Source organism: Thioalkalivibrio sp. AKL17, assembly GCF_000377885.1.
Taxonomy (GTDB): domain Bacteria; phylum Pseudomonadota; class Gammaproteobacteria; order Ectothiorhodospirales; family Ectothiorhodospiraceae; genus Thioalkalivibrio; species Thioalkalivibrio halophilus.
The window spans coordinates 186,602-208,679 of record NZ_KB898768.1; the positions used below are offsets into that span (position 1 = coordinate 186,602).

23 protein-coding genes are annotated in these 22,078 nt (G+C 67.9%); 3 read left to right on the forward strand and 20 right to left on the reverse strand.

Annotated elements, in window-relative coordinates; genetic code table 11:
• Positions 1-6: 6 nt before the first annotated feature.
• Together speD and D577_RS0111025 are read right to left on the reverse strand one after the other, a co-directional pair.
• Positions 7-816 (reverse strand): adenosylmethionine decarboxylase, encoded by an 810-nt coding sequence (gene speD, locus D577_RS0111020; protein WP_018869719.1) that lies wholly within the window; start codon positions 814-816, stop codon positions 7-9.
• 85 nt (positions 817-901) lie between these two features.
• Positions 902-1,330, reverse strand: coding sequence for an OsmC family protein (locus D577_RS0111025; RefSeq protein WP_018937151.1), 429 nt, complete (start codon positions 1,328-1,330; stop codon positions 902-904).
• Between the two features lie 153 nt (positions 1,331-1,483).
• Between D577_RS0111025 and crp the strand changes: the two genes are divergently transcribed.
• Complete coding sequence (gene crp / locus D577_RS0111030; RefSeq protein WP_018947530.1) at positions 1,484-2,098, forward strand: cAMP-activated global transcriptional regulator CRP; 615 nt, start codon at positions 1,484-1,486, stop codon at positions 2,096-2,098.
• A gap of 15 nt (positions 2,099-2,113) precedes the next feature.
• On the opposite strand, the gene trpC is transcribed toward crp, so the two are convergent.
• The 12 genes from trpC to purE form a co-directional block, all read right to left on the reverse strand.
• Positions 2,114-2,923, reverse strand: coding sequence for an indole-3-glycerol phosphate synthase TrpC (gene trpC / locus D577_RS0111035; RefSeq protein ID WP_018947531.1), 810 nt, complete (start codon positions 2,921-2,923; stop codon positions 2,114-2,116).
• A 3-nt stretch (positions 2,924-2,926) separates the two neighbouring features.
• A complete protein-coding gene (gene trpD, locus D577_RS0111040; protein ID WP_018947532.1) occupies positions 2,927-3,958 on the reverse strand; it encodes an anthranilate phosphoribosyltransferase in 1,032 nt (343 codons plus the stop codon).
• Positions 3,959-4,023: 65 nt separating this feature from the next.
• Complete coding sequence (locus tag D577_RS0111045) at positions 4,024-5,247, reverse strand: multidrug effflux MFS transporter (RefSeq protein ID WP_018947533.1); 1,224 nt, start codon at positions 5,245-5,247, stop codon at positions 4,024-4,026.
• Positions 5,244-5,837: an aminodeoxychorismate/anthranilate synthase component II gene (locus tag D577_RS0111050; protein ID WP_018947534.1), complete on the reverse strand. Its 594-nt coding sequence runs from the start codon at positions 5,835-5,837 to the stop codon at positions 5,244-5,246. Before D577_RS0111050 ends, D577_RS0111045 begins: the two co-directional genes overlap by 4 nt.
• 113 nt (positions 5,838-5,950) lie before the next feature.
• The gene (gene trpE, locus D577_RS0111055) at positions 5,951-7,438 is read right to left on the reverse strand and encodes an anthranilate synthase component I (RefSeq protein ID WP_018947535.1); all 1,488 of its coding nucleotides are present in this window, start codon (positions 7,436-7,438) and stop codon (positions 5,951-5,953) included.
• 98 nt (positions 7,439-7,536) lie between these two features.
• A complete protein-coding gene (locus tag D577_RS0111060; RefSeq protein ID WP_026289027.1) occupies positions 7,537-8,220 on the reverse strand; it encodes a phosphoglycolate phosphatase in 684 nt (227 codons plus the stop codon).
• 7 nt (positions 8,221-8,227) lie between these two features.
• The gene (rpe, locus tag D577_RS0111065; protein ID WP_018947537.1) at positions 8,228-8,917 is read right to left on the reverse strand and encodes a ribulose-phosphate 3-epimerase; all 690 of its coding nucleotides are present in this window, start codon (positions 8,915-8,917) and stop codon (positions 8,228-8,230) included.
• A gap of 150 nt (positions 8,918-9,067) precedes the next feature.
• A complete protein-coding gene (locus tag D577_RS0111070) occupies positions 9,068-9,391 on the reverse strand; it encodes a c-type cytochrome (RefSeq protein ID WP_018947538.1) in 324 nt (107 codons plus the stop codon).
• Positions 9,392-9,515: 124 nt separating this feature from the next.
• A complete protein-coding gene (locus D577_RS0111075; protein ID WP_018947539.1) occupies positions 9,516-10,181 on the reverse strand; it encodes an energy-coupling factor ABC transporter permease in 666 nt (221 codons plus the stop codon).
• A 3-nt stretch (positions 10,182-10,184) separates the two neighbouring features.
• Positions 10,185-10,805, reverse strand: a complete 621-nt coding sequence (locus D577_RS0111080) for a class I SAM-dependent methyltransferase (RefSeq protein WP_018947540.1) — start codon at positions 10,803-10,805, stop codon at positions 10,185-10,187.
• Positions 10,802-11,965 carry a 5-(carboxyamino)imidazole ribonucleotide synthase gene (locus D577_RS0111085; RefSeq protein WP_018947541.1) on the reverse strand — a complete coding sequence of 388 codons (1,164 nt, stop codon included), beginning with the start codon at positions 11,963-11,965 and terminating at the stop codon, positions 10,802-10,804. The genes D577_RS0111080 and D577_RS0111085 overlap by 4 nt, the downstream gene beginning before the upstream one ends.
• A 7-nt stretch (positions 11,966-11,972) precedes the next feature.
• The gene (gene purE / locus D577_RS0111090) at positions 11,973-12,488 is read right to left on the reverse strand and encodes a 5-(carboxyamino)imidazole ribonucleotide mutase (RefSeq protein ID WP_019022698.1); all 516 of its coding nucleotides are present in this window, start codon (positions 12,486-12,488) and stop codon (positions 11,973-11,975) included.
• 96 nt (positions 12,489-12,584) lie between these two features.
• On the opposite strand from purE, the gene D577_RS0111095 reads away from it, so the two are divergent.
• Both D577_RS0111095 and bioD read left to right on the forward strand, forming a co-directional pair.
• The gene (locus D577_RS0111095) at positions 12,585-13,493 is read left to right on the forward strand and encodes a phosphoribosylaminoimidazolesuccinocarboxamide synthase (protein WP_018947543.1); all 909 of its coding nucleotides are present in this window, start codon (positions 12,585-12,587) and stop codon (positions 13,491-13,493) included.
• Positions 13,490-14,206, forward strand: coding sequence for a dethiobiotin synthase (gene bioD, locus D577_RS0111100; protein ID WP_018947544.1), 717 nt, complete (start codon positions 13,490-13,492; stop codon positions 14,204-14,206). Before D577_RS0111095 ends, bioD begins: the two co-directional genes overlap by 4 nt.
• Here bioD and D577_RS0111105 read toward each other — a convergent pair.
• From D577_RS0111105 to tkt, 6 genes are all read right to left on the reverse strand, one after another.
• Complete coding sequence (locus D577_RS0111105) at positions 14,137-14,925, reverse strand: lipid-binding SYLF domain-containing protein (RefSeq protein ID WP_018947545.1); 789 nt, start codon at positions 14,923-14,925, stop codon at positions 14,137-14,139. The two genes, bioD and D577_RS0111105, sit on opposite strands and share 70 nt — an antisense overlap.
• A gap of 106 nt (positions 14,926-15,031) precedes the next feature.
• Positions 15,032-16,096, reverse strand: coding sequence for a class II fructose-bisphosphate aldolase (gene fba / locus D577_RS0111110; protein WP_018947546.1), 1,065 nt, complete (start codon positions 16,094-16,096; stop codon positions 15,032-15,034).
• A 62-nt stretch (positions 16,097-16,158) separates the two neighbouring features.
• A complete protein-coding gene (pyk, locus tag D577_RS0111115) occupies positions 16,159-17,589 on the reverse strand; it encodes a pyruvate kinase (RefSeq protein ID WP_018947547.1) in 1,431 nt (476 codons plus the stop codon).
• A gap of 42 nt (positions 17,590-17,631) precedes the next feature.
• Complete coding sequence (locus D577_RS0111120; protein WP_018947548.1) at positions 17,632-18,810, reverse strand: phosphoglycerate kinase; 1,179 nt, start codon at positions 18,808-18,810, stop codon at positions 17,632-17,634.
• 132 nt (positions 18,811-18,942) lie between these two features.
• Entirely contained in the window at positions 18,943-19,941 is a 999-nt protein-coding gene (gene gap, locus D577_RS0111125) for a type I glyceraldehyde-3-phosphate dehydrogenase (RefSeq protein ID WP_018947549.1), read from the reverse strand.
• A 42-nt stretch (positions 19,942-19,983) separates the two neighbouring features.
• Positions 19,984-21,984, reverse strand: a complete 2,001-nt coding sequence (tkt, locus tag D577_RS0111130) for a transketolase (RefSeq protein WP_018947550.1) — start codon at positions 21,982-21,984, stop codon at positions 19,984-19,986.
• Between the last annotated feature and the right edge of the window lie 94 nt (positions 21,985-22,078).

Genomic DNA, 22,078 nt, shown 5'->3' on the forward strand with positions numbered 1-22,078 from the left:
GGCGCGTCAGCTTCCGCGGCTCATGTTCTTGCCGTAGAAGATCTCCATCATCTCGTGCTTGAGCAGCTTGGCGATGCGCTTGGCTTCCTTCGCCGAGTAGTCGTCCTTGCCCAGCCCGAACAGGTAATTGTCCAGGTCGAAGTCCTTCAGCACCATCTTGGTGTGGAACAGGTATTCCTGGTACACGTTCACGTCCACCATCTGGTACTTGTCCTTGGTGTCACGCGACAGGAAATCCTGGATGGAGTTGATCTTGTGATCGATGAAGTGCTTCTTGCCGCGCACGTCCCGGGTAAAGCCGCGCACCCGGTAGTCCATGATCACGATGTCCGACTCGAAGCTGTGGATCAGGTAGTTCAGCGCGCGCAGCGGTGAAATGCGCCCGCAGGTGGACACGTCGATATCCGCGCGGAAGGTCGCGATCCCGCCCTCCGGATGGGCCTCCGGATAGGTATGCACGGTGATGTGGCTCTTGTCGAGGTGACCGACCACGGTCTCCGGCAGCGGTCCCGGACCCTCGGTGTAACCGATCTGCTCGGTGGCCACCGGCTCCTCGGAGATCAGCATGGTCACCGACGCGCCCTGCGGGTCGTAGTCCTGGCGCGAGATGTCGAGGATGTTGGCACCGATCAGGTGCGCCACGTCCGTCAGGATCTGCGTCAGACGCTGGGCGTTGTAGGCCTCGTCGATGTAGGCGATGTACTCGTCGCGATGACGATCGCCCGACGCATAGCAGATGTCATAGATATTGAAGCTCAGGCTCTTGGTCAGGTTGTTGAAGCCGTGGAGCTTGATCTGCTTCTTGTGACGCGACATGGCGTACCCTCTTGCCCGGGCCGTAAGGAGCGGCGAATTGTAGAGACATCACGCGGCGAGTCAACGGCTTGCACCCGCCAGCGGCTCAGCGCGGAGCCGGCCCTTCCACGATCTCGAAATCATGGGTCACGCGGGCCGACGCCCCCAGCATCATCGACGCCGAACAGTATTTCTCGGCGGAGAGCTGTACCGCCCGTGCGACGTGCTTTTCCGACAGATCGTTCCCGTACACCCGGAAATGCACATGGATGTCGGTGAAGACCTTCGGCACCTCGTCGGCGCGGGTGCCGTCGATGTCCACCTGACAGTCGAGCACATCCTGCCGCGACTTCTTCAGCATCGCCACCACGTCGAAACTGGTGCAGCCGCCCAGCCCCAGCAGCAGCATCTCCATCGGACGCGCCCCCAGGTTGCGTCCGCCGGCGTCCGGCGCGCCGTCCATCACCACCGCGTGGCCGCTGTCCGTCTCGCCGACGAAAGCCACGCCGTCCAGCCATTTCACTCGTACTTGCATGTCCCGTCCTGCCCGATGTTTTTGTGAACCCGTCGAAGCAGAATCGTCACCGAACCACCCGCCGGGTGCATTACACTCTCGTGGACTACACTTTAACGTGTTCTCCCGATCGAACCGGTAATCATGAGCAAGCCTTCCCCAGCCCAAACAGCCATGCCCAACCATTCTCCGGCGATGGAACGCCTGCTGGAACACTGCCAGCGCCGCCACTATCCGCGCCGGACCACCGTGATCCAGGCGGGCACGGTACCGGACACGCTGTACTACGTACTCGGCGGCTCGGTCTCTGTCCTGGGCGAGAACAACGGCCACGAACTGGTGCTGGCCTATCTCAACCGGGGCGAATTCTTCGGCGAGCTCGGGCTGTTCGAGGATGATCCGCGCAGCGCCACGGTCGTCACCCGCGAGGACACCGACACCGCGGAGATCCCCTACACCCGCTTCCGCGAGCTGGCGATGCGCGACCCCGAGATCCTGATGCTGCTGACCCGACAGATCGCGGCCCGGCTGCGCCAGACCTCGCGCAAGGTCATGGACCTCGCCTTCGTCGATGTCACCGGCCGCATCGCGCACACCCTGCTCGACCTCGCTCAGCAGCCCGACGCGATGACCCACCCCGACGGCATGCAGCTGCGCATCACCCGCCAGGAACTGGCGCGCATCGTTGGCTGCTCGCGCGAGATGGCCGGCCGCGTGCTCAAGGAACTGGAAGAACGCGGCCTGATCAGCGCGCACGGCAAGACCATCGTGGTCTACGGCACGCGCTGATCCCGCGGCCCCGGCTCAGCCCTCGCCGCGGAACAGCCGCCCGAGGGCCGCGCCCGGATCCTCCTCGCGCATGAAGGCCTCGCCCACGAGGAACGCATTCACGCCCGCATCGCGCATCCGCTGCACGTCCTCGACGCTGTGGATACCGCTCTCGGTCACCAGCAGCACGTCCTCCGGCAGCCGGTCGAGCAGCTCCAGGGTGGTCTCCAGACGCGTCTCGAAACTGCGCAGGTCGCGGTTGTTGATGCCGATCAGGTCCGCGCCCAGGCGCACCGCGCGCTCCAGCTCCTCGGCGTCGTGCACCTCCACCAGCGGATCCATGCCCAGCTCGCGGGTGAGAAAGATCAGTTCGCCCAGGTTGGTGTCATCCAGCACCGCCGCAATCAGCAGCACCGCATCGGCCCCCAGCACCCGCGCCTCGTAGACCTGATACAGGTCGATCACGAAGTCCTTGCGCAGAATCGGCAGCTCGCAGGCCACGTGCGCCGCACGCAGGTCACCGTCGCGGCCCTTGAAGAAGCTCACGTCCGTCAGCACCGACAGGCAGGTGGCCCCGTGCTCGGCATACGAGCGGGCAAAGGCATCCGGGTTGAAGTTCGGACTGATCTGCCCCTTGCTGGGGCTGGCCTTCTTGATCTCGGCGATCACCGCGGCGCGCCCGGCGTCGATGTCCGCCTGCAGCGCGGCGCGAAAACCGCGCGGCTCCTCCGCCGACGTCAGCCAGCCACGCAGTTCGCGCAAGGGCTGCACATCGGAGCGCTCGATCAGTTCCTCACGCTTGCGTTCGAGGATCCGCTCGAGGATATCGGGGGTGTCGTCACTCATGTTTCAACTCTCCTTTTGTGCCAGCCGCGTGGAGACGGCCTGCAGCTGTTCCAGTCGTTGGCGGGCGGCGCCGCTGTCGATCACCTCGGCGGCCCGGCGTACGCCCGCCTCCAGGCTGGGCGCGCCGCCGCCCACGAAGATCGCCGCGCCGGCATTGAGCAGGACGATGTCGCGCGCGGGTCCCGGCGTACCCGCCAGCACGTCGCGCAGCATGGCCGCCGAGGCCGCCACGTCCTCCACCCGCACGGTGTCCAGGGCGGCCGTGGTCAGGCCGACATCCTCCGGCCGCAGGGTATATTCCGTAATCTCGCCGTCGCGCAGTTCCGCCACCCGGGTCGGCGCGCCGATGCTGATCTCGTCCAGCCCGTCCTCGGCGTTCACCACCATCACGTGTTCGGAACCCAGGCCCTTCAGGGCCTCCGCCAGGGGCCGCAGCCAGTCCGCGGAGAACACCCCCAGCACCTGGTTGGGCGCACCGGCCGGATTGGTCAGCGGCCCCAGCACGTTGAACAGCGTGCGCACGCCGAGCTCCCGGCGCGGCCCGATCGCATGGCGCATCGCCCCGTGATGGGCCGGGGCGAACAGGAAGCCGACCCCGACCTCTTGGATGCAGGTCGCCACCGCGTCGGGACCCAGCTCCAGGTTTACGCCCAGGGTTTCCAGCACATCGGCGGAGCCCGAACGCGAGGACACCGAACGGTTGCCGTGCTTGGCCACCCGCACCCCGGCGGCCGCGGCCACCAGTGCCGAGGCGGTGGAGATGTTGAAGGTTCCGGAGGCATCGCCACCGGTGCCGCAGGTATCCACCAGGCCGGCGCGCGGGACATCCACCCGCGTCGCCAGCTCCCGCATCACGCCGGCGGCGGCGCGGATCTCGTCGATGGTCTCGCCCTTCATCCGCAGGGCGATCAGCAGGCCGCCGATCTGGGCATCGGTGGCCTCGCCACCCATCACCGCGCGCATCACGGCGGTCATCTCGTCGGCGTCCAGGTCCTGGCGTTCAACCAGCTTCGCAATGGCTTGGGGCAGGGTCACGTTCGTTCTCCGGCTGCTGGGCGGTCAGGGATCAACGGGGGCACAGTTTAGGGAAACGCGCGGCTTTACGCAGGTCGAACGGCCGCCGGGGCGCGCGGCACGTCGCGCGGACCGCCGCCCAGCCACCAGATCAGCGCCCCGACCGACCACACCACCAGAGCCCCCGCCACCAGGTGGCGCGGATCATCATCCAGATGGTCGACCAGGAACAGCGTCAGCAATGCACTGATGCCCAGCTGCACGAAGGCCTGCATGGCCGAGGCCATGCCGCGTGCCCCGGGGTAGCAGTCCAGCGCCAGCAGGGTCAGCGACGGCATGGCCGTGGCCAGGGCGAAACTGTACAGCGCGAACGGCCCGGTGATCGACACCACCGGCCCGTCCAGCCAGGCACCGCCGCCGATCAGCACCAGGGCCGTTCCGCTCAGACCCAGCCCGATGCTCACGGCCGCCTGCGGCGTCAGGCGCGCGGCCGTGCGCCCGGCCACGAACGCCCCCAGCAGCAGCCCCGCCACCAGCGGCAGGAACAGCCACCAGAAATCGCGTTCGTCCCCGCCCAGATGCTCGTAGATCAGCGTGGGCGAGGCCGCGATGAAGATGAACATCGCCCCGAACATCGCCGCGTGCACCCCCACCGGCCGCAGGAATCGCGGGTTGCGCAGGGTCCGCAGATAACCCTGCACGATCGCCGGCGGCCGGCTGCGCACCCGCCCGACCGGGGGCAGCGTCTCCGGCAGGAACGCCCGCGCCGCCAGCAACAGCACGCCGCCATACAGCGCGAGAAAGGCAAACACCGAGCGCCAGCCAAAGCCGGCCTGCAGCCAGCCCCCGATGATGGGTGCGGCGGCCGGCCCGATGGAGAACACCATGGTCACCAGGGCAAAGACCCGGCGCGCATCGGTGGGGTCGAAACGGTCGCGCACCAGCGCCCGTCCGACCACCACCCCGGTGGCCGCCGCCAGGCCCTGCAGGATGCGCAGGGTCACCACCTGCCAGTAGGCGGTGGCCACCACCAGCAGCGCGGAGATCAGCAGATAGGCGAACAGCGCCCACAGCACCACCGGACGGCGCCCGAAGGCGTCCGACAGCGGACCGGTGACCAGCGTGGACAGGGCAAACGCCACCAGGTAGGCGGACAGAGTGGCCTGCATGGCCGCGGAGTCCACCGCCAGGGATTCCGCCATCGCCGGAAACGACGGCAGATAGGTATCCAGTGAGAACGGCGCCAGCATCACCAGCGGCGCCACCAGCAGCGCATAGCGCAGCCGGAGACGGCGATCGGCGCGGTTCACGCCGGCTGTGGCAGGCGGCGCAGGAAGTTGTCCAGCAGCTCGTGGCCCTGACGGGTGAGGATGGACTCCGGGTGGAACTGCACGCCTTCCACGTCCAGTTCACGGTGACGCAGTCCCATGATCTCGTCACGCGTGCCGTCGGCGTGTTCCGTCCACGCGGTGACCTCGAGGCAGTCCGGCACCGAGCCGGCATCCACCACCAGCGAGTGATAGCGGGTGGCCTCCAGCGGGTTCTCCAGCCCCGCGAACACGCCCTGACCGGTGTGATGCACCGGCGAGGTCTTGCCGTGCATGATCTCGCGCGCACGCACCACGGCCCCCCCGAAGGCCTGCCCGATGGCCTGATGGCCGAGGCACACGCCGAGGATCGGGATCTCGCCGGCGAAGCGCTCGATCACCGCCAGCGACACCCCGGCCTCGTTGGGCGTACAGGGGCCCGGCGAGATGACGATCCCGGCGGGGTCCAGTGTGGCGATGTCCTCCGGGGTGATGCGGTCGTTGCGATGCACGGCCACCTCCGCCCCCAGCTCGCCCAGATACTGCACGAGGTTGTAGGTGAAGGAATCATAGTTGTCGAGCATCAGGATCATGTCGGGCTCCCGGATGGCCTGGACGGCGGGTTGCGGACAAGCGTAGCGCGGCGCGAGGAACGAAGCCCGGAAACCCGGGGAACAGGGGGGGGCCACCCGCGCCGGCGGCGAAATCAGCGGCGGTGGCGGCGCGGTCCCAGCCCGCCCAGCGCGGTTTCCGCCGCGCGCACCACGGCACGGCCCTTGTTCAGGGTTTCCTGCCACTCGTTCTCGGGCACCGAGTCGTGCACCACCCCGGCCCCCGCCTGGATGTGCAGCTCGCCTTCGTGCAGCACCGCCGTGCGGATGGCGATCGCGGTGTCCATGTTGCCGGACCAGGAGAGATACCCCACCGCACCGGAGTACGGCCCGCGCTTGACCGGCTCCAGCTCGTCGATGATCTCCAGCGCGCGGATCTTGGGCGCGCCGCTGACCGTGCCGGCGGGGAAGGTCGCCCGCAGCACGTCCATCGCCGACAGCCCGGGCGCCAGCTCACCCTCCACGTTCGAGACAATGTGCATCACGTGCGAGTAGCGCTCCACCGCCATGGTCTCGGTGACCCGGACCGAGCCCACACGGCTGACCCGGCCGGCATCATTGCGCCCCAGGTCGATCAGCATCAGATGTTCGGCACGCTCCTTGGGATCGGCCAGCAATTCGGCCTCCAGCGCGCGGTCCTCGTCCGGATCGCGCCCGCGCGGCCGGGTCCCGGCGATCGGGCGCACGGTCACGCGTTCGTCCTCCAGGCGCACCAGGATCTCCGGCGACGCGCCGACCACGTGGTGATCGCCCAGGTCCAGGTAATACATGTAGGGCGACGGGTTCAGTTCGCGCAGGGCGCGGTAGAGATCCAGCGGCGGCGCGGAAAACGGCACGCTCATGCGCTGCGCCAGCACCACCTGCATCACGTCGCCGTCGAGGATGTACTGCTGCGCCTTCTCCACCGCCGCCTGGAAGCCCTCGGCCGACCAGCCGGGAACGTATTCCGGCACCGCGTGCGGATGCGGCGGATCGTCCGGCGGAACCAGCGGCTCGCCCAGACGGGTCTCGAGTTCGTCCAGGCGCTCGGACGCCACCGCCTGCCCGTCCGGCCGGGACGCATCGGCGTGCACGACCAGATACGCGCGACTGGACAGGTTGTCGTAGACCACGACTTCCTCGGAGACCAGCAGCAGGATGTCCGGCAGGCCCAGTTCGTCGGGCTTGTCCGGGCCGTCCAGGCGCGGCTCGATCAGGCGGACGGTCTCGAAACCGAAGTAGCCGACCAGCCCGCCGGTGAAGCGCGGCAGGCCCGGCAGATCAGCGACACGGAAACGCGCCTGATAGGCCTCGATCCAGGCCAGCGGGTCGGCCACGGTCTCGCGTTCGACCACCTCGCCGTCGGTCTCCACCGTGATCTCGTGGCCGTGCACCCGCACCAGGGTGCGGGCCGGCAGGCCCACGAACGAATAGCGCCCCCAGCGCTCGCCGCCCTGCACCGATTCGAACAGATACGAATACGGCCGGTTGGCCAGCTTGAGGAAGATCGACAGCGGGGTCTCGAGGTCGGCCAGGACCTCGCGCACCAGCGGGATGCGGTTGTGGCCTTCGCGGGCCAGCTCGTCGAACTGTTCGGGCGTCATGGCGGACATTTCCTGGCAACGGGTCGGATGAAGGACGGCGGTTCAGAGGCCGTCGCGCCATCGTCCGGTTGCGGGGAAGCAGGCGTCCATGACCGGCCTCATGCCGCCCGTGCCGGCAGTCGCGCAGGGAGCTCGTCCAGACGGTCCAGCACCGCGTCCGGATTCTGGTCGCGGATGTCGTCCCCGTGATTGTAGCCGTAGGTCATGCAGACGATCTGGAAACCCGCCGCGCGCGCCGCCTTCACGTCGCTCTTCGAATCCCCGACCATCAGGGAATCCTCCGGCTTCACGCCCAGCTCGCGTGCGGCATGCCACAGGGGCTCCGGGTCCGGTTTTTTCTTCTCCAGGTCGTCGCCGGCGACCACGATCTCGAAGTCGTCGAGGATGCCCTTCTCCGCCAGCAACGGGCGGGTGAAGCAGCCCGCCTTGTTGGTCACACAGCCCAGGCGGTAACCCTCGGCCTTCAACCGGTCCAGGCCCTCGCGCACGCCGGGATACAGCGGGCTGCGCCCGGCGGTATTCTCCTGGTAGATCCGCATGAACACCGGCAGGGCCCGCTGGTACAGCTCCGGGTCGGGCTCGCCGTCGAGATCGTTGACCAGCGCGCGCTGAACCAGCCGTTCGACGCCGTTGCCCACCCAGTTGCGCACCGCGGCCTCGCCGCGCTCGGGCAGGCCGAGCTCGCGCATCATCGCGTCCACGCTCCAGGCCAGATCGGGCACGCTGTCGATCAGCGTGCCGTCCAGGTCGATCAGGATCATGGCGGGACGTTTCAGGCTCACGGGACCCTCAGGCGCCGGCCAGTTCGTCACGCATCTTCTTGAGGATGCTGTCGTAGCGGTTCGGATCGGAATCCTCGCCCGCGCCGAAGATCGCCGAGCCGGCGACGAAGGTGTCCGCGCCGGCCGCCTTCACCTCGCGGATGTTGTCGGCCTTCACGCCGCCGTCGATCTCCAGGCGGATGTCACGGCCGGAGGCGTCGATGCGCTGGCGCGCCTCGCGCAGCTTGTCCAGCGTGCCGGGGATGAACTTCTGCCCGCCGAAACCGGGGTTCACCGACATCAGCAGGATCATGTCGACCTTGTCCATCACGTAATCCAGATGCGACAGCGGGGTCGCCGGGTTGAACACCAGCCCGGCCTTGCAGCCCTCGCTCTTGATCAGCTGCAGGGTGCGGTCGATGTGGTCGGAGGCTTCCGGATGGAAGGTGATGTAGCTGGCACCGGCCTGGGCGAAATCCGGGATGATGCGGTCCACCGGCTTGACCATCAGGTGCACGTCGATCGGCGCCTGGATGCCGTGCTTGCGCAGGGCCTCGCAGACCAGCGGACCGATGGTCAGGTTGGGGACGTAGTGGTTGTCCATCACGTCGAAGTGGACGATGTCGGCGCCCGAGTTGAGGACGTTCTCGACTTCCTCGCCCAGCCGGGCGAAATCGGCGGACAGGATGGACGGAGCAATCAGGTCGGGTTGTGCCATGCGGTGCCTCGCGAAGGTTAAATCGGGAAGGAGACCGGCGCGTGCCGGCTCTTCTGAACCGCAAAACTTTACCCGAAGGCGCGGCCCCGGGCAAAAATCCGGGACCGCGCAGCGGGGCCGACGAGCGTCGCCCCCGGGGCAACCCGCGCCTTATTCGGCGAACTCGGTCTCGATGAAGGCCGCCACGTTGGCGATGTCCGCGTCACTCAGCGACTGCGCGTGGGGGCGCATCAGCGCGGTGTTGTCGCCCACCTGCTCGCCGGCGCGGTAGCGTTCGAGCTTGTCGGTCACCCAAGCGGCGTCCTGACCCTTCAGGGCCGGGAAGATCGCCTGACCACGTCCGTCGGCCTGGTGGCAGCTGGCACACACGGCCTGATACATGGACTGCCCGGCCTTGATGTCGGCCGCCTGCGCCGGGAGGGTAAAGGCGAGGGCCAGACCGGCCCCGGTCATCAGCGCGAATGCGTTCTTCATTGTTGTTGTCTCCTGCTGGATCCTTCGGGTTTTGTGCACAGGGTCTCAGCCGCTGCGTGGAAGGAACATTAGCAGGCACTTCCTGAACGGTTCATTAAACAAATGCTGATTTGATCGGGGCAGGTCAGCGTCCGTGGAGATAGCGCTCGTCCGACCAGGTGGCCAGCCAGCCCGGGCGCAGGACCACCAGGGCCGTGACCACGATGCCGTTGACCACCGACTCGGGCAGGATCAGCAGGGGGAGATAGCGCACGTAGTCGCGATAGACCTCGTGCCAGGCCAGTTCGGTGAACAGGCCGTACACCGCCGCGGTACCCAGCACCGCGACCACTGCCGACAGCGCCCCTCCGAGGAAGGCGACCCCGTAGAGATAGATGAACATGTGCGGCGGCAGGCGGGTTTCGGTCAGGCGCAGCAGCCCCCAGGTCACCGCCACCGGCAGAATGCCGGCCAGCAGCACGGTCAGGGGCACGGTCGACATCGGCAGCACGCCGAACAGTCCGAGCACGCCCACCACCAGAAACGCCAGCAGGATCGCCAGCTGCCAGCCGAACACCAGGGTCACCGCGGTCATGCCCATCAGGTGGAGGGCCAGACCGTCCACGGTCTGCGCGCGCAGGGTCCAGATGACCAGCAGCGCGATGAATGCGCCGGCGAACAGCTGCGCGCGACCGGGAAAGAAAAAGGCCTCCCAGGGCATGCGACGCAGCATCAAGACCAGCCCCGCCCCGGTCAGGAGGGCCACCAGCACCTGGAGCGCGACGGGCAGATCGGCCGCACCCTCGGCCACGGGTCAGCCCTCCTCGCGGCGCGCCAGGGCGACGGTGTAGTCGCGCCCCTGCTTGAGCTTGTCGTAATTGCCGAACACCTCGCGAAACCCCTTCTCGATGAAGCGTCGCAGCCCGGTAATGGTCACGACATACAACCGCCCTCCGGGGTTCATCTGCTCGTGCGCATCCAGCAGCCAGGTATAGAGCAGCTCGCGCCCGACCTTGGCCGGGAGATTGGAGGCGACGACATCGAAGCGACGGTCGCGGATATGCGAGAAGCCGTTGCTCAGCAGGCATTCGACGTTGGTAAGCCCGTTACGCTCGGCATTCGCGCGGGCGTATTCCACCGCCATGAAGTTGGTGTCCACCAGGGTACAGGCCCCGGGCGCGGCCTTGTGGGCCATCACCAGGCCGATCGGACCATAGCCGCAGCCGAGATCGAGGCAGTGATCACCGGATCCAATCTCGGCGTGCCGCAGCAACAGCCGGGTCCCGTCGTCGATCCGCCGCGGCGAGAACAGGCCCCAGGTGGTCCGCAGGCGCAGCGGCACGCCTTCCAGGGTCTCCTCGATCTCGAGGTCCTGTTTCAGTTCGGCCTGACGCGCGCGACGCGCGGCGGCATCGGGAAAATCGTTCCGACTCATTGCAATGGTTCTCCGGCGAGGCCCCGCCACAGGGATTCGGCGACGTCGGCCACTGCGTCGGCGTCGTCCTCGCCCGGCAGGCCCACCACGTTCACATGCCCCATCTTGCGCCCCGGACGGGCCTCGGCCTTGCCGTACAGATGCAGCCGGGCCCGCGACTCGCCGAGCACGCCGGTCCAGTCCGGCGCAGTGGCTGCCGGCCACAGGTCCCCCAGCAGGTTGACCATGGCCACCGGCGCGGTCGCCCGGGCCGGAGCCAGCGCCAGGCCACAGACCGCACGCAGCTGCTGTTCGAACTGCGACACGCTGCAGGCATCCAGGGTGTAATGGCCGGAATTGTGGGGCCGCGGGGCGATCTCGTTGACCAGCAGCTCGCCGCCGGCGGTCACGAAGAATTCCACCGCCAGCACCCCGCAGTAATCCAGATGATCGGCCACCCGCAGCGCGACGTCACGGGCCTGCTGCTCCAGTGCGGCGGACAGACGCGCCGGGACCCGGGTCAGGTGCAGGACGCCGTGGCGATGATGGTTCTCGGCCACCGGGAACACCTCGCTGTGCCCGTCGGGCGCGCGCGCCACGATCACCGAAACCTCGCGCGCCAGCTCGACCTGCTCTTCCAGCACGCAATCCACCCCGCCCAGCCCGGCATGGGCCGCGGCCAGGTGGTCCGGATCCTCGAGACGGGCCTGCCCCTTGCCGTCATAGCCCAGACGAGCGGTCTTGAGCACCGCCGGGAAGCGCGGCTCGCCGGCCCCGGTGGCCGGGGGCTGCGGATCACGACCGGCCAGCACCGGTCGCCACGGCGCCACCGCGATCCCTGCCTCGGCGAGGAAGCGCTTCTCCGCCAGCCGGTCCTGAGCGATGGTCAGCGCGCGTGGCCCGGGGCGCAGACAGCCGCGCGCCGCCACGCGTTCCAGCGACGCGGCGGGGATGTTCTCGAACTCGGCGGTGACCACCGCGCAGGCATCGGCCAGCTGATCCAGCGCCGCGTGATCGTCGAATGCGGCGACGCGGTGCCAGTCCGCGACCGCTCCGGCGGGGCTGCGCGGGTCCGGGTCCATCACCATCACGGCGTAGCCCGAACGGCGCGCGGCCAGCACGAAATAGCGGCCCAGCTGGCCGCCGCCCAGCAGGCCGAGGGTGGCGGGCGGAGCAATCATGGACGGTTCACGCCGGATCCGGCGGCAGGCTCTGACCGAGAACGGCGTCGCGCTGTTCGGCGCGGAAGGCGTCCAGCCGCGCCGCGAGATCGGGGTCGCCGGTGGCCAGCATCGCGGCCGCGAACAGCGCGGCATTGGCGGCACCCGATTCGCCGATGGCGAAGGTGGCCACCGGGATCCCGCGCGGCATCTGCACGATGGACAGCAGCGAGTCCTCGCCCTGCAGGTGACGCGAGGCCACGGGCACGCCCAGCACCGGCACCGGCGTCTTGGCGGCCAGCATGCCCGGCAGGTGCGCGGCGCCGCCGGCGCCCGCGATGATCGCGGACAGACCCCGCTCGCGCGCCTGTTCGGCATACTCGAACAGCAGATCCGGCGTGCGATGCGCGGACACCACGCGGGTCTCGTGGGGAATCTCCAGGCGCGCCAGCAGTTCGGCCGCACGCTCCATGGTTCCCCAGTCCGAGGTGCTGCCCATGACCACGCCCACGCGCGGCGGTGTTGCGGTGTCGGTGATATTCATCCGCGCAACCATAGCGGGAGCGCCGTGCGGCGACAAGCCGGCCGGCGCTCTTCGGCGGCGCGTTCCCTGTGTCGCCACAGCCGCTACAATACGCGGATGGACGATACCCTTCTTGAAAGTGACATCCCCGACCTGGAATGCGTCCACCGCGGCAAGGTGCGCGACCTGTACCGGGTGGACGACGACCACTGGCTGATGGTGACCACCGACCGGCTGTCGGCATTCGACGTGATCCTGCCTACCCCGGTGCCGGACAAGGGACGGGTGCTGACCGCGATCACCGTGTACTGGATGCAGCGCATCGAACGCGAGCTGGGCATCCCCAATCAGCTGACCGATATACCGCTGGCCGAGGTAGTGCCGGACCCCGCGGTGCGCGCGCCGCTCGAGGGGCGCAGCCTCGTGGTCCGGCGACTGGAGGCCCTGCCGGTGGAAGCGGTGGTGCGCGGCTACCTGATCGGCTCCGGCTGGAAGGACTATCAGGCCACGGGTGCGGTCTGTGGTCTCCCGCTGCCACCGGGGCTGGAACTGGCCGGGGCACTGCCGGAGCCATTGTTCACGCCCAGCACCAAGGCGGCGGTCGGGGATCACGACGAGAACGTCGACTTCGACCATGTCGCCGCGGCCATCGGCGAGGAACGCGCCCGCGAAGTCCGCGACGCAAGCATCGCGATCTACAAGCTGGCGCGCGAGCACGCCGTCGCGCGCGGAATCATCATTGCCGACACCAAATTCGAATTCGGACTCGACCGCGAAGGCCGCCTGCATCTGATCGACGAGGTCCTGACACCCGACTCCTCGCGCTTCTGGCCGGCGGACGAATACACCCCGGGCCGCAGCCCCGCGTCGTTCGACAAGCAGTACGTGCGTGACTATCTCGAAACCCTGGACTGGGACAAGACGGCCCCGGGCCCGGCGCTGCCCGCGGAGATCGCCGAGCAGACGGCGGCGCGCTATCGCGAGGCGCTGGAACGTCTGACCGGGTCGCCGCTCGACCGGCCATGAACCCCGCGGGCCTGTTCGTCAGCGCCACCGACACCGGCGTGGGCAAGACCTTCGTCGGCTGCGCTCTGCTGCGGGCCTGGCGCACAGCAGGGCTGAACCCTGTCCCGTGCAAGCCGGCGGAATCCGGCTGCGAGACAGGGTCGGACGGCCTGTATCCCGCTGATGGCGTGGCCCTCACTGCAGCCGCGGGGCTGCCCCCGGCGGCAGTGGCACGGGTGACCCCCTGGCGGTTCCCCGATGCCCTCGCCCCGGACCAGGCAGCGCGCAACATCGGTCGCCCGCTGTACCTCGCGGACCTGGTCGACGCCTGCGAGGCACAACGGGAAGAAGCGGAGGGGCCGCTGCTGGTGGAAGGCGCCGGCGGCTTCTATTCGCCGCTGGCCGAAGAAGCGCTGAACGCCGACCTGGCGGTGGCGCTCGGTCTGCCGGTGCTGCTGGTGGCGGAAGACCGCCTCGGGACGCTGAACACCTGCCTGCTGACGCTGGACGCCCTGGAGCGGCGCGGGCTCGTGCTGGCGGGGATCGTGCTCAACCGGCGGCGGCCCGACACCGATCCACGACTGGACAACGCATCCGCCCTGCAACGGCGCACGCACGCGCCGGTGATCGAACTGGCCGAGGGGATTACCTCGGACCGCGCCGGTCAGAGGGTCTCGACCTCCATCGCATCGGGCCTGATTCCGCCTTCGGCCGGATCGGCCTCCGGCCGCTGATCCTCACCGCCCCGCGCCGGGGCCTCGTCGGCTTCGTCGCGGCGGAGCTCGAGCAGGGCATCCCGCAAGGCCTGGGTGCCGGGGTGATCCACGCGACGGCTCTCGAGGATGTGCACCGGCCGCAGATCCTCGCGGTAGTAGGCCTCGTTGAAGTCTTCGCGGACGGTCAGGCGCGAGCCTTCGAAACTCATCCCCAGATACGCCCCGCGCGCCCGCGCGTAAGAAATGAAATCCGCATTGACGGAAGCGCTGCGCCCGGCGCCCACCGGGCCCGCGGCGACTTCGGCATCACCTCCCAGGCGCATGGACGAGGCGAACAGCGAATCGCGGGCATCGGGCCGCCGTGCGACCATCACCACCTCGGCGGCGTCCCCGCCGATCTGCACGCCGAAGCTGACGGATCCCAGAGAATAGAAACCCACTGGACTGTAGTCGCCCTCGTCTTCGTCCCAGGCCAGGGCCACGCCCAGCCCGCCGGATCCGCCAATGAAGAACCCCCCACGGATCACGCGCGGGAAGATCACCACCGCATGCGCTTCCCGCAGGTCGGCACGCAGTGCGGGGTAGTCGGGGTGCCCGGCCATGCGGGTGAGGGTGTCCTTGGCGCGGTCGACGATGTCCTGCGGATCGACGTCCCGCGCGAACGGATTGGCGCTGGCCGGCGGCGCCAGGGAAAGGATCAGGGCAAGGGCGAGGAGCAGGACTGCGAAATGCCGCATCGGGACCTCCGGGGAGGGGCCGTTGTTCGGAACAGGGTGGCAATGATCGCACAAAAAAAGGGGGCCGAAGCCCCCTTTTTCGTGCATCCGTGCGCGGATCGCGAGATCAGTTGATCTTCGGATCCAGATCGCCGTTGTTGTAGCGGGCGACCATGTCGTCCAGCGACATCGGCTTGATCTTGGACGCCATCCCGGCGCAGCCGAAGGCTTCGAAGCGCTGCTTGCAGACGTCCTTCATGCCGGCGGTCGAGGCCTTCAGGAACTTGCGCGGGTCGAATTCCTTCGGGTTCTCGGCCAGGAACTTGCGCACCGCGCCGGTGGAGGCCATGCGCAGGTCGGTGTCGATGTTGACCTTGCGCACGCCGTGCTTGATGCCTTCCTGGATCTCCTTGACCGGGACACCATAGGTCTCGCCCATGTCACCGCCGTACTGGTTGATGATCTTCAGCCATTCTTCCGGTACCGAGGAGGAGCCGTGCATCACCAGGTGGGTGTCCGGGATGCGGGCGTGGATCTCCTTGACCCGCTCGATGGCCAGGATGTCACCGGTCGGCGGACGGGTGAACTTGTAGGCGCCGTGCGAGGTGCCGATGGCGATGGCCAGGGCGTCGCACTTGGTCTTCTTGACGAAGTCCGCGGCCTCGTCCGGGTCGGTCAGCAGCTGGTCGTGGGACAGCGTGCCTTCGGCGCCGGAACCGTCTTCCTCCCCGGCCTGGCCGGTTTCCAGGGAGCCCAGGCAGCCCAGCTCGCCTTCCACGGACACACCGCCGGAATGGGCCATCTCGGCGACCTTGGCGGTCACGTCGACGTTGTAGTCGTAGGTCGACGGGGTCTTCATGTCGGGCATCAGGGAGCCGTCCATCATCACCGAGGTGAAGCCCGACTGGATGGAACGCAGGCACACCGCCGGCTCGGAGCCGTGGTCCTGGTGCAGCGCGATCGGGATGTCCGGATACTGCTCGGCGGCCGCTTCGATCATGCGGCGCAGGAAGGGCTCCCCGGCGTACTTCCGCGCACCGGCGGACGCCTGAATGATCACGGGGGAGTCCACTTCCTTCGCGGCCTCCATGATCGAATGGATCTGTTCCATGTTGTTGGCGTTGTAGGCCGGCATGCCGTAGCCATGCTCGGCGGCATGGTCCAGCAGCTGGCGAAGCGAGATCAGTGCCATGGTTCCTCCTTACGGGATTCGCACTTCAGGTTGGGAACTGGACGTCCGGGTGACGGTCGCCGTCAGGCGACTTCGCCGGCCCGGACGATTTTCATTGCGTTGGTGCCGCCATGGGCACCCTGCAGGTCGCCCTTGGTGATTATGACCAGCTGGCCATCCTGCACGACCCCCTCGGCCTTGAGCAAGTTGACCGCTTCGCGGTTCAGGCTCTCATGGCTCTCCGGCAGCGAGTCGACATACACCGGGTAAACACCGCGGTACAGGCTCATGCGCCGGCTGGTGTCCATGCGCCGGGTCAGCGCGTAGATCGGGATCCCGGAACTGATCCGCGACATCCACAGCGCGGTGGCGCCGGACTCCGTAAGGGCCGCGATTGCCTGCACGTCCAGGTGGTTGGCGGTATACATGGTGGCCATCGCGATCGCCTCGTCCACCCGACCGAAGGTCGAGTCCATTCGGTGGTCGGACTGCCGCGCGGCACGCTGGCGCTCGGCGGCTTCGCAGATCCGGTCCATGCTGGAGACCACCCGTCCGGGATAGCGTCCGGTGGCGGTCTCGCCCGATAGCATCACCGCGTCGGTGCCGTCCAGCACCGCGTTGGCCACGTCGAAGACCTCCGCCCGCGTGGGGATCGGGTTCTGGATCATGGTCTCCATCATCTGGGTCGCGGTGATGACCAGACGGTTGAGGGCGCGCGCCCGCGAGATCAGGGTCTTCTGCACCCCGGGCAATTCGGCATCGCCGATCTCCACGCCGAGATCCCCGCGCGCGATCATGATCACCTCGGTCGCCGAGATGATCTCGTCGATCACGTCCAGGGCCTCGGAACGCTCGATCTTGGCGCAGATCCCGGCCTCCCAGCCGGCCTCCTTCAGGAGGCCGCGGGCAAGGTGGATGTCCTGCGCCGAGCGCGGAAAGGACACGGCCAGGTAGTCCACCTCCAGCTCGGCCGCCAGGCGGATGTCCTCGCGGTCCTTGTCGGTGATCGCCGGGGCGGACAGGCCTCCCCCCTGGCGATTGATGCCCTTGTTGTTGGACAGCTCGCCGCCGACCACGACCTCGGTTTCGACCCGGCTGGCCGCGACCGCGCTCACCTTGAGCACGATGCGACCGTCATCCAGCAGCAGGATGTCATCCGGGCGCACGTCCTTCGGCAGGTCGGTGTAGGTCAGGCCGACCTGGGTGTCGTCACCGTCGTCGCGGCCCAGACCCGCGTCCAGCGCGAACGGTGCGCCTTCTTCCAGGTGCACCTTGCCAGTGGCGAAGCGCTCGATGCGGATCTTGGGCCCCTGAAGATCGCCCAGGACACCGACCACGCGATGGGCGCGCTCGGCGGCCGCGCGCAGTCGCTGCACGCGGGCACGGTGGTCATCCGGATCCCCGTGCGAGAAGTTGACGCGCACGACATCGACGCCGGCCTGGATGATGGCATCCATGGCTTCGTCGCTGTCGGTCGCGGGGCCAAGGGTGGCTACGATCTTGGTGCGTCTCACGCGGGGCTCTCCGATGTTGGATGACGTAGCATTCAAGGCCGTTCAGCCCTTCGCCCGCTCCTCGAGCATCGCCACGGCCGGCAGCGTCTTGCCTTCCAGGAACTCGAGGAAGGCACCGCCGCCGGTGGAGATGTAGCTGATGCGCTCGGAGAGATCGTATTTGTCGATTGCCGCCAGTGTGTCGCCGCCGCCGGCAATGGAGAACGCATCGCTTTCCGCGATCGCCTCGCCCAGGGCCCGGGTGCCCGCGGCGAACTGGTCGAACTCGAACACGCCCACCGGGCCGTTCCACACGATGGTGCCGGCATTACGCAGGGCTTCCGCGTAGGTGGAAGCGGTGTCCGGACCCACGTCGAAGATCATGTCGTCGGCGCCGATCGCGTCCACCGACTTGGTCTCCGCCGGCGTGCTGTCGGAAAACTCCTTGCCCACGGTGACGTCGGTCGGCACCGGGATCTCGCCGCCCTTGGCGCGCGCGGCTTCCATCAGCCGCTTCGATTCGTCGACCAGATCGGCCTCGTACAGCGAGTTGCCGACATCATGGCCCTGGGCCGCGATGAAGGTGTTGGCGATGCCGCCACCCACGATCAGCTGGTCCACGACCTTGGACAGAGATTCCAGCACGGTCAGCTTGGTCGAGACCTTGGACCCGCCGACGATTGCGACGAGCGGGCGCTTCGGGTTGTCCAGCGCCTTGCTCAGGGCTTCCAGTTCGCGGGCCAGCAGCGGACCGGCGCAGGCCTGCGGCGCGAACTTGCCGGCCCCGTGGGTGGAGGCCTGGGCGCGGTGAGCAGTACCGAAGGCGTCCATCACGTAGACGTCGCACAGCGCGGCGTACTTCTTCGCCAGCGCCTCGTCATCCTTCTTTTCGCCCTTGTTGAAACGGACGTTTTCCAGCATCACCACCTCGCCGGGCTGGATCTCCACCCCGTCGAGATAATCCCGCACCAGACGCACTTCGCGGCCGAGAAGCTGCCCCATGTGCTCGGCGACCGGGGCCAGGGAATCCTCCTCGGAGAATTCGCCCTCGGTGGGCCGGCCCAGGTGCGACATCAGCATCACGCCGGCGCCGCCTTCCAGGGCCTTCTGCACGGTCTCGAGACTCGCGCGGATACGCGCATCGGACGTGACCTTGCCGTCCTTGACGGGGACGTTCAGGTCCTGGCGCACGAGCACGCGGCGACCCTGCAGATCGAGATCGGTCATCTTGGTGACGGACATGGAATACCTCGCGGAAAAGGTTGGAACGAATAAAGTCTTCGGTGCAGCCCCCCCTGGCGGGGAGGCTGCGCCCAAGACTCTGGCGGGATGCCGCCGGGAGCGGCGCGCGCCCCAGCGGACTCCCCTCAGGTCTTACCTGGCGACGTGCTCCACCATGCGGAGCATGTTGCAGGTGTAGCCGTACTCGTTGTCGTACCAGGCCACGACCTTCACGAACGTCGGGTCCAGCTGGATGCCGGCGCCGGCATCGAACACCGACGGGGCGGTGTAGCCGCGGAAGTCGGTGGAGACCACCAGGTCTTCGGTGTAGCCCAGCACGCCCTTCAGCTCGCCCTCGGAGGCCTTCTTCATGGCCTCGCAGACGGCCTTGTAGTCGGCTTCGCCGTTGAGCTCGGCGGTCAGGTCCACCACCGACACGTCGGAGGTCGGCACGCGGAAGGCCATGCCGGTCAGCTTGCCGTTCAGCTCGGTCAGCACCTTGCCCACGGCCTTGGCGGCACCGGTGGAGGACGGGATGATGTTCTCCAGGATGCCGCGGCCACCGCGCCAGTCCTTCATGGACGGGCCGTCGACGGTCTTCTGCGTGGCGGTGGCGGCGTGCACGGTGGTCATCAGGCCGCGCTTGATGCCCCAGTTGTCGTGCAGGACCTTGGCCACCGGCGCCAGGGCGTTGGTGGTGCAGGAAGCGGCGGAAACCATGTTCTGGCCGCTGTAGTCGCCGTGGTTGACGCCGTAGACGAACATCGGGGTGTCGTCCTTGGACGGGGCGGACATCACGACCTTCTTCGCCCCGGCGTCCAGGTGCTTCTGCGCGGTGTCGGCGGTCAGGAACAGGCCGGTGGACTCGATCACCACGTCGGCGCCGATGTCGCCCCACTTCAGGGCGGACGGATCCTTCTCCGCGGTCAGGCGGATGCGGTTGCCGTTCACGACCAGGTCATTGCCCTCGACGCTGATGTCGCCTTCGAAGCGGCCGTGGACCGAATCGTAGCGCAGCATGTAGGCCAGGTATTCCGGATCCAGCAGGTCATTGATGCCGACCACCTGCAGGTTGGGGAAGTCCTGGGCGATGGCGCGGAAGGCCATGCGCCCGATGCGGCCGAAACCGTTGATACCAACCTTGATAGCCATGGGAGTCTCCTCTTTTCAGCTCTTATTGAAAATCGTCGGGGCTCAGCCGTTCAGCACGTCGCGGGCGATCTGCGCGACATTCTCCGGCTTGAAGCCGAAGTAATCGAACAGCGCACCGCCCGGGGCGGATTCGCCGAAGCAGTCCATGCCGAACACCGCGCCGTCCATGCCGGTGAACTTGTACCAGCCCGCGGTGGCGCCGGCCTCCACGGCCACGCGCTTGCGCACGGCGGACGGCAGCACGGATTCGCGGTAGGCCGGATCCTGCTGTTCGAACAGTTCCACGCAGGGCATGGACACGACGCGCGCCTTCTTGCCCTCGCCGGCCAGCGTCTCGGCCGCCTGCACGGCCAGCTCGACCTCGGAACCGGTCGCGATGAAGATCAGATCCGGGGTGCCGTCGCAGTCCTTCAGCACGTAGCCACCGCGCGCGATGTTGGCGAGCTGTTCGCCGTCGCGCTCCATGTGCGGCAGGCCCTGGCGCGACAGGATGAACGCGGACGGGCCGTCGGTGCGCTCGATGCCGGCCTTCCAGGCGACAGCCGTCTCGACCGCGTCACAGGGGCGCCACACGTTCAGGTTGGGGATCAGGCGCAGGCTCGGGGTCTGCTCGATCGGCTGGTGGGTCGGGCCGTCCTCGCCAAGGCCGATGGAATCATGCGTCAGCACGTACATCACGCGCTGCTTCATCAGCGCGGACATGCGGATGCCGTTACGCGCATAGTCCGAGAAGATCAGGAAGGTCCCGCCGTACGGGATGAACCCGCCGTGCAGCGCGATCCCGTTCATGATCGCGGCCATGCCGAACTCGCGCACGCCGTAGTACACGTAGTTGCCCGCGGCGTCTTCCTTGCTGACGCCCTTCGAGCCGCTGTACATGGTCAGGTTGGAGCCGGCCAGGTCGGCGGAGCCGCCCAGCAGTTCCGGCAGGGCCGGGGCGTAGCCACCGATGGTGGCCTGCGACGCCTTGCGCGAGGCGACCTTCTCGGCCTTCTCTACGGTCTGCTTGATGAAGGCATTGGCCTTCTCGCTCCAGTCGGCGGGCAGATCACCGGCCATGCGACGCTCGAACTCGGCCGCCAGCTCCGGATGCGCCTGCTTGTAGGCGGCGAAACGCTCGTTCCATTCGGCTTCGGCCCTGGCCCCCTTGTCCTTCGCGTTCCAGCCGGCGTAGATGTCGTCCGGGATCTCGAACGGGCCGTGTTCCCAGCCCAGTTCCTTGCGGGTCAGCGCGACTTCGTCGTCGCCCAGCGCGGCGCCATGGCACTCTTCCTTGCCGGACTTGTTCGGGGAACCGAAGCCGATCACGGTGCGGCAGCAGACCAGGGTCGGCTTGCCGGTTTCCTTGCGGGCCTGCTCGATCGCGGCCTTGACCGCATCGGCGTCATGGCCGTCCACGTCGCGCACCACGTGCCAGCCATAGGCCTCGAAACGGGACGGGGTGTCGTCGGTGAACCAGCCTTCGACCTCGCCGTCGATGGAGATGCCGTTGTCATCCCAGAACGCGACCAGCTTGCCCAGGCCCAGGGTGCCGGCCAGCGCGCAGGCCTCGTGCGAGACGCCTTCCATCAGGCAGCCGTCACCGAGGAACACATAGGTATTGTGGTCGACAATCTCGTGCCCGGGCTGGTTGAAATGCGCGGCCATCATCTTCTCGGCCAGCGCCATACCCACGGCATTGGAGACACCCTGGCCCAGCGGGCCGGTGGTGGTCTCGACCCCGGCAGTGTAGCCGTACTCCGGATGGCCGGGGGTCTGCGAATGCAGCTGACGGAACTGCTTGAGCTCGTCCATCGGCAGGTCGTAGCCGGTCAGATGCAGCAGCGAGTACACCAGCATCGAGCCGTGCCCGTTGGACATCACGAAACGGTCGCGGTCGGCCCAGTCCGGGTTCGCCGGGTTGTGCTGCATGTAGTCGTTCCACAGCACCTCGGCGATGTCCGCCATCCCCATCGGGGCCCCCGGGTGACCGGAATTGGCCTTCTGGACCGCGTCCATGGAAAGGGCGCGGATGGCATTGGCAAGCTCTCTACGGGTGGGCATGCGGGTCTCCTGCTCAAGTGATGAAAGATTCTGGCCGGGGCGGGAGCCGGTCTGACGGCTCCGGCGCTGCAGCATCAAGGCGCGCCGGGCGGAC

Excerpts from the sequence above, each read along its gene's own strand:
- trpC (WP_018947531.1), bottom strand. The coding sequence starts at position 2,923 with ATGAGTGACGACACCCCCGATATCCTCGAGCGGATCCTCGAACGCAAG.
- D577_RS0111080 (WP_018947540.1), bottom strand. The coding sequence starts at position 10,805 with ATGAGTCGGAACGATTTTCCCGATGCCGCCGCGCGTCGCGCGCGTCAG.
- trpE (WP_018947535.1), bottom strand. The coding sequence starts at position 7,438 with ATGACGCCCGAACAGTTCGACGAGCTGGCCCGCGAAGGCCACAACCGC.
- D577_RS0111085 (WP_018947541.1), bottom strand. The coding sequence starts at position 11,965 with ATGATTGCTCCGCCCGCCACCCTCGGCCTGCTGGGCGGCGGCCAGCTG.
- D577_RS0111050 (WP_018947534.1), bottom strand. The coding sequence starts at position 5,837 with ATGATCCTGATGCTCGACAACTATGATTCCTTCACCTACAACCTCGTG.
- fba (WP_018947546.1), bottom strand. The coding sequence starts at position 16,096 with ATGGCACTGATCTCGCTTCGCCAGCTGCTGGACCATGCCGCCGAGCAT.
- D577_RS0111105 (WP_018947545.1), bottom strand. The coding sequence starts at position 14,925 with ATGCGGCATTTCGCAGTCCTGCTCCTCGCCCTTGCCCTGATCCTTTCC.
- bioD (WP_018947544.1), top strand. The coding sequence starts at position 13,490 with ATGAACCCCGCGGGCCTGTTCGTCAGCGCCACCGACACCGGCGTGGGC.
- purE (WP_019022698.1), bottom strand. The coding sequence starts at position 12,488 with ATGAATATCACCGACACCGCAACACCGCCGCGCGTGGGCGTGGTCATG.
- D577_RS0111095 (WP_018947543.1), top strand. The coding sequence starts at position 12,585 with ATGGACGATACCCTTCTTGAAAGTGACATCCCCGACCTGGAATGCGTC.
- D577_RS0111025 (WP_018937151.1), bottom strand. The coding sequence starts at position 1,330 with ATGCAAGTACGAGTGAAATGGCTGGACGGCGTGGCTTTCGTCGGCGAG.
- rpe (WP_018947537.1), bottom strand. The coding sequence starts at position 8,917 with ATGGCACAACCCGACCTGATTGCTCCGTCCATCCTGTCCGCCGATTTC.
- gap (WP_018947549.1), bottom strand. The coding sequence starts at position 19,941 with ATGGCTATCAAGGTTGGTATCAACGGTTTCGGCCGCATCGGGCGCATG.
- D577_RS0111120 (WP_018947548.1), bottom strand. The coding sequence starts at position 18,810 with ATGTCCGTCACCAAGATGACCGATCTCGATCTGCAGGGTCGCCGCGTG.
- crp (WP_018947530.1), top strand. The coding sequence starts at position 1,484 with ATGCCCAACCATTCTCCGGCGATGGAACGCCTGCTGGAACACTGCCAG.
- speD (WP_018869719.1), bottom strand. The coding sequence starts at position 816 with ATGTCGCGTCACAAGAAGCAGATCAAGCTCCACGGCTTCAACAACCTG.
- D577_RS0111070 (WP_018947538.1), bottom strand. The coding sequence starts at position 9,391 with ATGAAGAACGCATTCGCGCTGATGACCGGGGCCGGTCTGGCCCTCGCC.
- tkt (WP_018947550.1), bottom strand. The coding sequence starts at position 21,984 with ATGCCCACCCGTAGAGAGCTTGCCAATGCCATCCGCGCCCTTTCCATG.